The organism is Corynebacterium sp. L4757 (assembly GCF_043673995.1).
Classification (GTDB): Bacteria; Actinomycetota; Actinomycetes; order Mycobacteriales; family Mycobacteriaceae; genus Corynebacterium.
On record NZ_JBIMEN010000001.1, the window covers coordinates 47,032 to 59,354 of the forward strand.

Annotated in this window: 12 protein-coding genes; 10 read left to right on the top strand and 2 right to left on the bottom strand. The window is 52.9% G+C overall.

Features of this window, described 5'->3' with window-relative positions; genetic code table 11:
• Positions 1-43 precede the first annotated feature (43 nt).
• The 10 genes from ribH (at position 44) to secG (ending at position 10,451) form a co-directional block, all read left to right on the top strand.
• Positions 44-535: a 6,7-dimethyl-8-ribityllumazine synthase gene (ribH, locus tag ACG98I_RS00210; RefSeq protein ID WP_394717523.1), complete on the top strand. Its 492-nt coding sequence runs from the start codon at positions 44-46 to the stop codon at positions 533-535.
• A 15-nt stretch (positions 536-550) separates the two neighbouring features.
• Positions 551-1,102, top strand: a complete 552-nt coding sequence (locus ACG98I_RS00215; RefSeq protein WP_394717524.1) for a PH domain-containing protein — start codon at positions 551-553, stop codon at positions 1,100-1,102.
• A 69-nt stretch (positions 1,103-1,171) separates the two neighbouring features.
• Positions 1,172-3,223: an excinuclease ABC subunit UvrC gene (gene uvrC / locus ACG98I_RS00220; RefSeq protein ID WP_394717525.1), complete on the top strand. Its 2,052-nt coding sequence runs from the start codon at positions 1,172-1,174 to the stop codon at positions 3,221-3,223.
• Between the two features lie 86 nt (positions 3,224-3,309).
• Positions 3,310-4,191 (top strand): RNase adapter RapZ, encoded by an 882-nt coding sequence (rapZ, locus tag ACG98I_RS00225; RefSeq protein WP_394718036.1) that lies wholly within the window; start codon positions 3,310-3,312, stop codon positions 4,189-4,191.
• Between the two features lie 196 nt (positions 4,192-4,387).
• The gene (gene yvcK, locus ACG98I_RS00230) at positions 4,388-5,389 is read left to right on the top strand and encodes a uridine diphosphate-N-acetylglucosamine-binding protein YvcK (protein WP_394717526.1); all 1,002 of its coding nucleotides are present in this window, start codon (positions 4,388-4,390) and stop codon (positions 5,387-5,389) included.
• 140 nt (positions 5,390-5,529) lie between these two features.
• Positions 5,530-6,522, top strand: a complete 993-nt coding sequence (gene whiA / locus ACG98I_RS00235) for a DNA-binding protein WhiA (protein ID WP_394717527.1) — start codon at positions 5,530-5,532, stop codon at positions 6,520-6,522.
• Between the two features lie 306 nt (positions 6,523-6,828).
• Positions 6,829-7,836 carry a type I glyceraldehyde-3-phosphate dehydrogenase gene (gene gap / locus ACG98I_RS00240; RefSeq protein WP_394717528.1) on the top strand — a complete coding sequence of 336 codons (1,008 nt, stop codon included), beginning with the start codon at positions 6,829-6,831 and terminating at the stop codon, positions 7,834-7,836.
• Positions 7,837-7,986: 150 nt separating this feature from the next.
• Positions 7,987-9,204 carry a phosphoglycerate kinase gene (locus ACG98I_RS00245; protein ID WP_394717529.1) on the top strand — a complete coding sequence of 406 codons (1,218 nt, stop codon included), beginning with the start codon at positions 7,987-7,989 and terminating at the stop codon, positions 9,202-9,204.
• A 56-nt stretch (positions 9,205-9,260) separates the two neighbouring features.
• The gene (gene tpiA / locus ACG98I_RS00250; RefSeq protein WP_394717530.1) at positions 9,261-10,043 is read left to right on the top strand and encodes a triose-phosphate isomerase; all 783 of its coding nucleotides are present in this window, start codon (positions 9,261-9,263) and stop codon (positions 10,041-10,043) included.
• A gap of 174 nt (positions 10,044-10,217) precedes the next feature.
• Positions 10,218-10,451: a preprotein translocase subunit SecG gene (gene secG / locus ACG98I_RS00255; protein WP_394717531.1), complete on the top strand. Its 234-nt coding sequence runs from the start codon at positions 10,218-10,220 to the stop codon at positions 10,449-10,451.
• A gap of 98 nt (positions 10,452-10,549) precedes the next feature.
• Here the strand turns inward: secG and pgl are convergent, their stop codons facing one another.
• Together pgl and ACG98I_RS00265 are read right to left on the bottom strand one after the other, a co-directional pair.
• Entirely contained in the window at positions 10,550-11,314 is a 765-nt protein-coding gene (gene pgl, locus ACG98I_RS00260) for a 6-phosphogluconolactonase (protein ID WP_394717532.1), read from the bottom strand.
• A gap of 81 nt (positions 11,315-11,395) precedes the next feature.
• Positions 11,396-12,310, bottom strand: coding sequence for a glucose-6-phosphate dehydrogenase assembly protein OpcA (locus tag ACG98I_RS00265; protein WP_394717533.1), 915 nt, complete (start codon positions 12,308-12,310; stop codon positions 11,396-11,398).
• Between the last annotated feature and the right edge of the window lie 13 nt (positions 12,311-12,323).

Below are 12,323 nucleotides of genomic sequence, written 5' to 3' on the forward strand. Positions count from 1 at the left end.
GTGTTGGGGCAGTAGTGGTAATAAAGTCTAAAGAAGGTAGAACATGAGCAAAGTAGGTCTTCCGGAAGTCGCTCAGATTGATGCATCTGGTATTTCCGTCGCTGTTATTTCCGCAACGTGGAATGCAGATATTTGTGATCGTCTCCATGAACGCGCTATTGCTGAAGCGGAGCGCTGCGGCGCCGATGTTGACGGCTTCCGTGTGGTCGGTGCACTGGAGATCCCCGTGGCTGTACAAGAAGCAGCTCAGCATTATGACGCAGTGGTAGCACTGGGCTGCGTCATCCGCGGTGGCACCCCGCATTTTGATTATGTGTGTGACTCTGTCACCCAGGGTCTTACCCGTATTGCTTTGGATATTTCTAAGCCTATTGCGAACGGCGTACTGACTGTAAATACCCATGAACAAGCAGTAGATCGTTCTGGTGCACCGGGCGCAGCAGAGGATAAAGGTGTTGAGGCAATGCAGGCGGCTTTAGATACTGTGCTCCAACTGCGTAATATTAAAGCTCGTGCGTCAAAGCGCGGACTGTAGGAGATGACTTAAGCAATGACTGATCAGGCGGCTGGCGCGGGTAATAGCCAACCGAGGAAGCAATTAACTGACGAAGAGATCTTGGCATATACCACGGCCGATCCTTTCGCCATGACCTCCACCAAACCTTGGGAGCTGGAGGTGAACTCTTCATTCCTGCGCAAGATTGCGATCCTGTGCATCGTGATCATCATGCCATTCCATATTTTTATGGGCGTGATGTTGGACGTAGAGTTCACCGGTGCGTACATCACCGTGATTGATAAATTTGCATTCCCTGGTGTTGGTGTTGTGCTATCCATCCTTGCATGGATCGTCTTTAACCGTCCGCGGCTGCGCGCGAATGAAGACGGAGTAGAAATCCGCAATATCGTGGGTACACGCTTTTACCCATGGCAGGTCATTTACGGAATGGCATTCCCAGAAGGCTCCCGCATGGCGCGCATTGAGCTGCCTGAGTTTGAGTATGTCCCGGTGTGGGCGATCCAGTCGGGCGATAAAGAAAAGGCTATTAAGGCAACGCGAGATTTCCGCGAGCTCGAAGCCAAGTACATGCCTGTGGACTAGGACGTTAGTTACTATCTAGAACACATTTAAGCTATCGCTGCGAGCGAAGGAAAGGGTGGTATAACCACTGTGGCTGATCCGAGCACCTATAGGCCGGCCCCTGGAACCATCCCGACTGACCCGGGTGTCTATAAATTCCGGGATGAGAACAAGCGCGTCGTTTATGTCGGCAAAGCCAAAAACCTTCGTGCGCGGCTATCCAACTATTTCCAGGACATTACCCAGCTTCACCCGCGTACACGGCAGATGGTACAAACCGCTGCCAGCGTTGAGTGGACCGTGGTGGCCAGTGAAGTTGAAGCATTAGCTCTGGAATACACGTGGATCAAGAAATTCGATCCGCGATTTAACGTTAAGTACCGGGATGATAAGACCTATCCGATGCTGGCGGTATCCGTGGGCGAGCGAGTCCCGCGGGCTTTCTTCTACCGTGGACCACGCCGCAAGGGCGTGCGCTATTTCGGACCATATTCCCACGCTTGGGCCGTTCGCGAAACCCTGGACCTACTCACACGTGTCTTTCCCATGCGAACGTGCTCGAAGGGCGTCTATAACCGGCACGAGAAACTCGGGCGTCCGTGTCTTCTGGGCTACATCGGCAAGTGTGATGCCCCATGCATTGGCCGCGTGAGCGAAGAAGAACACCGCGAGACAGTCAATAAACTGATTTCTTTCATGAATGGCAACACCGCTGACGTGGTGAAAGACCTGACCAAACAGATGCAGGATGCATCTGATGAGTTGGAATTTGAACGTGCAGCGCGCCTGCGTGATGACTTGGATGCCATCAATAAAATCATGGAGCAACAAGCGGTTGTCTTTGGTGACGGCACGGATGCTGACCTGATTGCTTTCCACGCGGATGAGCTGGAAGCTGCCGTGCAGATTTTCCATGTTCGTGATGGACGTATTCGCGGCCAGCGCGGATGGGTCGTCGAACGCGTAGGTGATCAGGCAACACTGGAAAAGCTCGAGGAAGGCCAGCAAGACCCAGCCTTGCCGCTGCTCATGCAGAACTTTCTCATTCAGTTCTATGGCGACGCCGTGGAGCGTGAAAAGATTGAGGCTGAGGAAGACGCAGCGCTTGAGCGCAGGGGAGTAGATCAGGAATCTCACATTGCCCAACGCAAAGTGCGTGTGGTGCCCCGCGAAATTTTGGTGCAGGCAATGCCAGAGGAGCCCACGCAAGTTCAGGAGCTTCTTGAAGAGCTGCGCGGTGCACAAGTCGATTTACGCGTGCCGCAGCGCGGTGATAAGCGCGCATTGATGGAAACGGTAGAGAAGAACGCTAAGGACGCTCTCAAGCAGCATAAACTTAAACGAGTTGGTGACCTCACAGCACGTTCTGCAGCTCTGCAAGACATTCAAGAAGCACTGGGGATGGAAACCGCACCGCTGCGTATTGAGTGCACGGATATTTCCCATATCCAAGGCACCGACGTGGTCGCATCACTGGTGGTCTTTGAAGATGGCTTAGCCCGTAAGTCGGACTATCGCCGCTACCGCATCAAAGAAGCCGCAGGCGATGGCCGCTCTGATGACGTCGGATCCATAGCTGAGGTAACTCACCGGCGATTTAAGCGTCACAATGAAGACAAGTTGGCGAACCCGGATGAGGAAGTCGAGGAGTCGACTTTTGATGATGAAAACGTCATCGAGGAAGCCACAGATGCTGCGCGCAAATTCGCATACCCGCCTCAACTCTTCATCGTCGACGGTGGCGCGCCGCAGGTAGCTGCTGCCCAGAAAGTCTTTGATGAGCTCGGAATCGTGGACGTAACTCTGGTGGGTTTGGCAAAGCGTTTGGAAGAAATTTGGGTTCCCGGCGATGATGAACCTGTGATTTTGCCACGCAATTCACAGGCATTGTATTTACTTCAGCAGATCCGCGATGAAGCCCACCGATTTGCTATTAGCTACCACCGCCAGCAGCGTTCCAAGCGTATGCGCTCTTCGGTGCTTGACTCCATCCCAGGGTTGGGGCCAACCCGTCGAACAGACTTGGTGAAACACTTCGGATCTGTCAAGAAGCTGAAAGAAGCATCGCAGTCTGAGATCGAAGAAGTGAAGGGCATTGGCCCGAAAATGGCGGAGACAATCTTTCTCCGATTAAAAGAGTGATGGGAGAATCCTCGGATAGTCCATTGTGAGATTTTTACCCAAGAAACTTAAGCATGCCCTGCACTCTTTGCGCAATCCACGATAGACTGGCCGACATGACGACAATTGAGATGCCACCCATACTGCTGACTGGAATGTCTGGTGCCGGTCTTAGCTCGGCATCAAAGGTTTTGGAGGATAAGGGATACTACGTGTCTCACAACCTTCCTCCTTTTTTGATTTCGAAAGTGTTTAAGGCCGGGTTGGACAATGACCCACAGGTTAAACCCATGGCAGTGGTGACCGATACTCGCTCGCGAGTATTCCCCGGTTCGGTCAAGGACACCATTAAGGATCTCGAGGCAATTGGGGTTAAACCCAGCATTTTATTCTTGGACGCTCGAGATGATGTATTGATACGTCGCTTCGATTCGGTGCGACGTACTCATCCGCTCCAAGGAGGCGATACCTTGAAGATCGGGATTCGCCGTGAGCGAGATGCTATGGAGGAAGTTCGTGGCGCTGCTGACGTCATCATTGACACCACGGCGCTATCTGTACATGATTTGCGTCGCGCTATAGAAGCTTCGTTTGGTTCCATGAGTGTCAGCGAGCAGCACGTGACTGTCCAATCTTTTGGATTCAAGCACGGTTCGCCGCGTGATGCCGACTTGGTTGTGGACGTTCGTTTTCTTCCGAACCCCTATTGGGTACCCGAATTACGTGGTTTCCGCGGGACTGATGAACCGGTGTCGGACTATGTTCTGAGCCAGGATGCGGCAGAACCGTTCATTGAGAACTTTCTCGTGATGTTGGATTCGATGATGGATGGATACCGTCACGAAGGCAAGAACTTCATCACCGTAGGGGTGGGCTGTACAGGCGGGCATCACCGTTCTGTGGCTGTCTCTGAGGAGATTGTCCGACGGCTCAATGAGCGCGGTGATCTTGATGTCACAGTTCTCCACCGCGATATCAATCGCAACTAACCTAAGAATCCTGTGACCTTGAGGTATGTGCAGGAAATCGAACAAAGTTCCATTTCTGAAGGCAGCCAAGAGGTTTAAAAGTCGCCGTCGTGTTGTATCGTGAGATGACTATTTGATTTCACAGTAGTTAGCAAGCGCCCCAATCATTACCTGATGTTTTGTTTGGGCTAGTCATCCGATCTCCCTAAGGAGTGAGTTGAGTACTTCTTCCTTTAACTTCGCCTGTTTAGGCGGAGGACATGGTTTGTTCCAGACGCTATTGGCAGCGCGTAAGTGCGACCCTGATTCCATCTCAGCGATTGTGACCGTGGCTGATGATGGGGGCTCTTCTGGACGTTTGCGGCGAGAGCTCGATATCATTCCGCCGGGTGATCTGCGTATGGCGCTGGCTGCGTTGAGTCGTAATGATGCCAATGGTGAACTGTGGGCACAGACCCTGCAGCATCGTTTCCGTGGCACCGGCGCTTTAGCAGGGCATGCAGTGGGCAACCTTTTGATCGCTGGTTTGGCGGAAGTCCTTGGAGACATGCAGGCAGCTTTAGATAAAGTTGCTGAACTCACGGATTCTCATGGTCGTGTTCTGCCCGTGGTTAACCGGCCTTTGAGCATTGAAGCAGAAGTTGCCGGGTTAGAAGATGACCCGCGCGTTATTCGCGCTGTTCGTGGACAAGTTGCAGTGGCAACCACCCCGGGAGAAGTACGCCGAGTACATATTAGCCCGAGCGGTCCGCAGGCTAACCCTCGTGCTCTGCAGGCGATTAATGACGCTGATGTCATCACTATCGGCCCAGGCTCATGGTTCTCATCCGTATTGCCGCACATGCTGGTTCCACAAATTGTGGATTCTATTTCGCGTTCGAATGCGTTGCGCGTACTTGTGCTCAACCTTTCCGTGGAGCCAGGGGAGACCAATGGATTTTCTGTCGAACGCCATCTACATGTGCTGGCTCAGCATGCGCCGAAGCTACAGGTGGATCGCGTTCTTATTGACAGCAATATGCCATTGGCAGGCAGCGAACGCACTCACGTGCAGCGTACAGCTGCTCAGCTGGGGGCAGAAGTGGTATTCGCGGACGTCTGCATGATCACAGATGATGGATTAGAGCTCAACCGGCATGATCCGACTAAACTAGCTACAGTTCTATCAAGCATGCGTAGCGACTGGCTCGCCTCTCAACTGGACTCGGACGGCTTCTAAATACTGACCGAATTTGAACCTGGGGTGGGGTGCCAGTCCCTACATAACTGAATGAAGCACGCATCGGTGCGTTATCGTTGAATGATTCAGTTAGATATTTATTGAGCTAGCTATTTTAAAAAGGCAGGGAGATTTCTACAGTGACTTTGACTGAGGACGTCAAAAATGAATTAACGGCAACTACGATTACTCGACCCAGCGCTCGTGCTGCGGAGGTTGCCGCAATTCTTCGTTTTGCCGGTCAACTTCACAATGCCAATGGCCAGCTTGCATATGAGATTGAGCTTGAAGACCAAGCGATTGCTGATCGCCTCATCACGGCGATTGAACAGCTCTACGACATTAAGACGTCTAGCCACGTGGTCGGCCCTCCGGGGTCTACAAAGAAGTCACGCATTCAATTGCGCATTGGTGCCGGTGCCAAGGAACTAACCCGACGCCTAGGCTTGATAACTCGTTCTGGCCATCCAGTTGTGGGTCTTCCACCACAGGTGGTCTCTGGTTCTATTGCTGATAATGAGGCAGCATGGCGGGGAGCCTTCCTTGCGGCAGGCACGTTAACTGAACCTGGCCGTTCTTCTTCACTTGAGGTCGTCTGTCCGTGTCAAGAAGCAGCGCTCGCGCTGGTTGGCTGCGCTCGACGATTGGGAATTGCTGCTAAAACCAAGGAAACCCGAGGCGCAGACCGCGTCGTTATTCGAGATGGCGATGCCATTGGCGCATTGCTTACGCGAATGGGTGCTCAGGTCACCCGACTTACGTGGGAAGATAAGCGTAAACGCCGTGAGGTCCGAGCGTCGGAAAACCGTTTGGTCAACTTTGATGACGCCAACCTCCGACGCAGTGCCCGTGCTGCAGTTACCGCGGCAGCCCGTGTTGAGCGTGCGATGCAAATCTTGGGGGATGACGTACCTGAGCATTTGGCAGATGCCGGAACATTGCGCTTCCAGCACCGCCAGGCGTCTTTGGAAGAGCTCGGACGTTTGGCAGAGCCACAGATGACGAAGGATGCAGTAGCAGGTCGTATTCGCCGCCTGCTGTCCATGGCGGATCGCCGTGCACAAGAACTCGGCATTCCAGACACCAACGAAGCGGTCAATGAATTGGGTTATGGCGACGAAGATGACGCGTGAATCACCGTAATCTATCTCACTTTTATTCAATGTGATCTATGTCATATTGTAAACTACTAGTAATCGGGCGAGTTCGGACATTATGTTCATGACCTTGCCCGATATCTGGTTTTTGATAGGGAAATGGTTTCCAAATTCTTGGATATATGCCCGATTATCACCCATTTATGTGAGTTTGCTTTTTTAAATCTGCGCATAGTAGGAAATCTCGGTATTATCGGGTTCGTCAGAGAAACTCAAAGGGTTTTTCCGAGGCAAAGAGATTTGTCGTACTCCGTTTATCCAACTCTTTAGGAGACAACTACTGTGACTGTTCGCATTGGTATCAATGGATTTGGCCGTATCGGCCGCAACCTTTTCCGCGCTATTGCGCAAGGCAACACCGACTTGGAAGTTGTCGCTCTAAATGACCTGACCGACAACGCAACCTTGGCAAACCTGCTCAAGTATGACTCTGTTCTGGGTCGTTTCAATGGCGAAATCGAGTACGACGACACTGCGATCATCGTCGATGGTAAGCGCATTGCTGTTTCTGAAGAACCAGATCCAAAGAACCTGAACTGGGCTGACCACAATGTTGATATTGTTGTTGAGTCCACTGGATTCTTTACCGATGGCGAAGCAGCAAAGGCTCACATCGAAGCTGGCGCGAAGAAGGTCATCATCTCTGCGCCAGGTAAGAATGTTGACGCTACCTTCGTGTACGGCGTGAACTCCGATTCTTATGATCCTGCGAACCACAACGTCATCTCTGCTGCATCTTGCACCACCAATTGCCTGGCACCAATGGCGAAGGTTCTGCATGAGAAGATTGGTATCGAAAAGGGTCTGATGACCACCATTCACTCATACACCGGCGACCAGCGTCTGCAGGATGCACCACACAAGGATATGCGTCGTGCACGTGCGGCAGCAGTCAACATGGTTCCAACCTCCACTGGTGCGGCAAAGGCAGTCGCTTTGGTTCTTCCTGAACTCGAGGGGAAGCTAGATGGCTACGCTATGCGTGTGCCAACCATCACCGGTTCCGCAACTGACCTAACTTTCACTGCTTCCCGCGACGTCACTGTTGATGAAATCAACGCAGCTATCAAGGAAGCCGCTACCGGCGAATTCGGCGAGACCCTTGCATACACCGAGGATCCGATCGTGTCCACCGACATCATCTCTGACTCCCATGGCTGCATCTTCGATGCTGGTATGACCAAGGTGACCGGTGGCAACATGGTGAAGGTTCTGGGCTGGTACGACAACGAGTGGGGCTACACCTCCCAGCTGGTTCGTACCACCGCTCTGGTTGCTAGCAACCTCTAAAATCGACGTTAACGAGCATATTTATTATGTGTAAGTAAACATCACAGCTATACCGACCCGCCTTTTCTGGCTGGGTCGGTATTGTTTTAAGTGAAGCTTTTATAACAACCATTTCGTGCGCGGATGTAGCGCACAATACAAGGAGATGACATGGCTTTTAAGACCCTTGATGATTTGCTGGCTGAAGGCGTAGATGGACGCCACGTGTTGGTACGTTCTGACTTCAACGTCCCCCTGGATGATGAAGGCAATATCACTGACCCAGGTCGCATTAACGCCTCGTTGCCAACCATTAAGGCGTTGGTCGATGGGGGAGCAAAAGTAATTCTTTCTGCGCACTTGGGCCGACCAAAGGGCGAAGTCAATGAGAAGTACTCGCTGGCACCTGTTGCTGAGGCGCTCTCTGAAGCACTTGATCAGTATGTTGCCCTCGCGGGCGACGTTACTGGTGAAGATGCTCATGAGCGTGCGAATGGATTGAGCGAAGGCGACGTTCTCCTGATTGAGAATGTCCGTTTCGACGCGCGTGAAACTTCTAAGGATGAGGCAGAGCGCGGCGCTTTTGCTGATGAACTCGCTGCTTTGGCAGCTGATGACGGCGCTTTCGTATCCGACGGTTTTGGCGTGGTTCACCGTGCCCAGGCATCGGTTTATGACGTTGCAAAGCGTCTTCCTGCATACGCCGGCAAGCTGGTTCAGGCGGAACTTGATGTTTTGTCTACCGTTGCCAAAGAACCTGCGCACCCATACGTCGTTGTTCTCGGCGGTGCAAAGGTCTCTGACAAGCTCGGTGTGATTGAGGCATTGGCTGAGAAGGCTGACAATGTCATTATCGGCGGCGGCATGTGCTACACCATGCTCGCAGCACAGGGCTACAACATCCAGAAGTCTCTGCTGCAGGAAGACCAGATTGATAACTGCAAGTCCCTGCTGGAGCGTTTCGGCGACAAGCTGGTTCTGCCAGTCGACTTGGTAGCTGCAACCGAATTTGCAGCCGATGCAGAGAATAAGGTTGTTGAACTCGACGGCATCCCAGAAGGATGGATGTCCCTGGATATCGGACCTAAGTCTGTTGAAGCATTTGCCAAGGTGCTCGCTGAGTCCAAGACCGTCTTCTGGAATGGCCCAATGGGTGTATTTGAGATGGAAGCATTCTCCAAGGGCACCGCTGGTGTTGCACAGGAAATCATCGATGCCACCGCGAATAATGGCTCTTTCACCGTTGTCGGTGGCGGTGACTCCGCTGCATCCGTTCGCGCACTTGGTTTGGATGAAGACGGCTTCAGCCACATCTCCACCGGTGGCGGCGCATCCTTAGAGTTCCTCGAGGGCAAGCAACTGCCTGGCGTCGAAGTCCTTGAGTCCTAAGCCTTAAATCTCCCAATATTCAAAGAAACACCCTAGGAAAGGATGTGCCCAGTCCCATGGCACGTACCCCTCTAATTGCTGGCAACTGGAAGATGAACCTCAACCACAAGCAAACTATCGGCGAGCTGCAGAAGTTCTCTTTCACCTTGCCAAAGGAATACTACGAGAAGGTCGATGTCTCCTTCATGGTGCCATTTACCGACATTCGTACTGCGCAAACCTTGGTCGAAGGCGACAAGCTGAAGATCACCTACGGCGCACAGGACATTTCTCAGCACGAGTCCGGTGCCTACACTGGTGAAGTCTCTGGCGCGATGCTTTCTGCCCTCGGCTGTACCTACGTAGTTGTTGGCCACTCTGAGCGTCGTGAGTACCACAATGAGTCCGATCAGCTCGTCGCTGAGAAGGCACAGGCAGCACTGAAGAACGGCATCTCACCAATCGTCTGTGTCGGTGAGCCACTGGACATTCGTGAGGCTGGCGAGCACGTTTCCTACGTAGTGGAACAGACTCGCAACTCCCTGGCTGGTCTTGATGCAGACGCACTGTCGAAGACCGTCATTGCTTATGAACCAGTATGGGCGATCGGTACCGGCAAGGTGGCCTCGGCTGATGATGCTCAGGAAGTATGTGCCGCTATTCGTGGTTTGGTCCAGGAGCTTGCTGGCGATGACGTGGCAGCAGGTATCCGCATTCTTTATGGCGGTTCCGTCAAAACTGATTCCATCGCTGAGATTGTGTCCAAGCCAGATGTCGATGGCGGCTTGGTCGGAGGCGCGTCTTTGAAGGGTGAGGAGTTCGCCAAGCTCGCAGCGAACGCAGCAAACGCGAACCAGTAGCTAGCCAAACCCCGGGTTGGATCAATTCCAATCCGGGGTCATGGTGTAGCATGCGTAGTAGCCAAAGTTCTTACACCCAATTTTCTTACTCGTCCTCGCGCGCGAGTGCGTGCACTTTAGACGGGGAATGTAGGAGCGAGAAAATCTATTAGCACAACGCAAGGTAGTTAGTTCATGATTTTGACACTGCAGATCGTACTGGTCATCTCCGCAATTTTGATGTCAGTATTCGTCTTGCTTCACAAGGGCAAGGGTGGCGGCCTGTCCAGCCTCTTTGGCGGCGGCGTTCAGTCCAACCTCTCTGGTTCTACTGTGGTTGAAAAGAACCTGGACCGTTACACGATCGTCATGGTCATCATTTGGGTGGCTTGCATTATCGGTCTGAACCTCATTCAGGCATATTCTTAAGCCAGTCACCACGGCTTAAAAACATAGTGAAGCCCGCTAGGAAATCATCCTAGCGGGCTTCACTGTCGCCGAGATTAGACGCTCAGCCACTGATCTTCTTAGTTGAGCTGTGTAGCTGCGTTATCCGCCAAAAAGAGAACGGTTTCTTGTGCGCCGTTGGCACCAGCGGCAGGCCAGTCTTCTGCGGACGCGCCCGCAACTACTTGAGCTGCGGCTTCGGCTTTTTCTTCACCGGCAACGAGCAACCAAACGTGCTGTGCGGTGTTGACTGCTGGTAATGTGAGGGTCAGACGCTCTGCAGGAGGCTTCGGGCTGTCTTGTACCGCAACGACTTTATCCTCAGTCTCACGCACAGCGTCTGTATGAGGGAAGAGCGAGTTGATATGGCCCTCGCCACCCATACCCAGCAGGTGTAGATCAAAGCCCTGCGGTGCGAAGTCGCGGAGTTCTTCTTCATAGGCACTCGCTGCTGTCTTCATAGAGATTGCACCCAAATCGTATCCGTGGATATGCCGATTGGGGATACGTACGTGATCCAATAGTGCTTCACGCGCCTGGCCCTCGTTGGAGTCAGGGTCTGAGACTGGAACATTGCGTTCATCGCCAAAGAATACGTGGATTCGTTCCCAATCAATGCGAAGGGCAGGAAAGTCTTCTCCCTGAGCATCAGCGGCGCGTTCCAAGTTGGCTAGTTCCTTCAACAACCCAATGCCTGCACCACCGCCGGTCAGTACAACGCGGGCAATTCCATCACCATGGACACCTCCACCAGGAGCTTGGGCTGCACTGACAACGTCAATGAACTTGAGCGCAGCGGTAGAGATGAGTTCCTGTAAATCGGCAACGCGATTGATAGTCACCATGGCTTTTGAAATTGGTCCTTTCGCATCACTGCACGGAAACTGGGATAGGGAAAATGTGCAGTGTTATAGGGATTAATGAAACTAGTTGTAGTCGACTTTTGCAAGCCCGCGCAGCGTGTGTGCGTAGGTCTCATCCGCGTCCAAGTGGCGTAGCTCCTCTGAAAGCATTTCTGCTACGGAACGGGTGTTGAGCGCGACCATGGATTCGGGTGAGCCAGGCACATCCACGCGGATGGATCCCGCCTCTGATGCCTCAATGTGAATGTCGGAGGTTTCACGGAAGAAGCGCAGGCTATGAACCGTAAATAGCTCCTCATTATCATTCGAGACGGTGCGCTTGACTGGCACCGCGAGGCGGTCCAGGAGCCACGCAGCCGCGAGATCCACGGCCAAGCTGTCAGCTGGTCCTGCAATCTCGACACTTTTGACGGGTTCGTGGGGCAAACGGTCTAAAGCAGAGGCAACGATGCCGCGCCATTGGGTAATCTCGCCCCATGCCATATCGGTGTCACCCGGGGCATATCCTGCGGAAAGTTCCTTCAATTCATCAGTACCAGCGGCACGGGTGATGCGACGCTGACCCAGGGCACCAATAGGTGTCTTTGATGGCTCTTGTGGCGCAGCCGATGGCCACCATACGACGATGGGGGTATCCGGCAGCAGGAGGGGAGTCACGACTGATTCGGCATTATCTGCAAGTGGGCCGAAGAGGTGCATGACAACGATCTCTGAGGCGCCAGCCTCACCACCCACACGCAGCTCAGCATTGAGTACTGGCTCGGCATCTTGCTCACCGGTAATGACTACGAGAACCCTAGATGGGTGCTCGTGTGAAGCATCACGGATTGAATCAAGGACTGCATCTAGTTCATCCTCAGCGCGCAGCACGACGATTAAAGTCAGCACGCGAGAGGTGGTTAGTGTGTAGTGCTCTTGTGCTTCTACAAGCCCACGGGCAATTTTGCTCGTGGTGGTATTGGGCATTGGGGTGATCACAGCAAATTATCCT

Excerpts from the sequence above, each read along its gene's own strand:
- ribH (WP_394717523.1), top strand. The coding sequence starts at position 44 with ATGAGCAAAGTAGGTCTTCCGGAAGTCGCTCAGATTGATGCATCTGGT.
- ACG98I_RS00215 (WP_394717524.1), top strand. The coding sequence starts at position 551 with ATGACTGATCAGGCGGCTGGCGCGGGTAATAGCCAACCGAGGAAGCAA.
- ACG98I_RS00245 (WP_394717529.1), top strand. The coding sequence starts at position 7,987 with ATGGCTTTTAAGACCCTTGATGATTTGCTGGCTGAAGGCGTAGATGGA.
- tpiA (WP_394717530.1), top strand. The coding sequence starts at position 9,261 with ATGGCACGTACCCCTCTAATTGCTGGCAACTGGAAGATGAACCTCAAC.
- secG (WP_394717531.1), top strand. The coding sequence starts at position 10,218 with ATGATTTTGACACTGCAGATCGTACTGGTCATCTCCGCAATTTTGATG.
- pgl (WP_394717532.1), bottom strand. The coding sequence starts at position 11,314 with ATGGTGACTATCAATCGCGTTGCCGATTTACAGGAACTCATCTCTACC.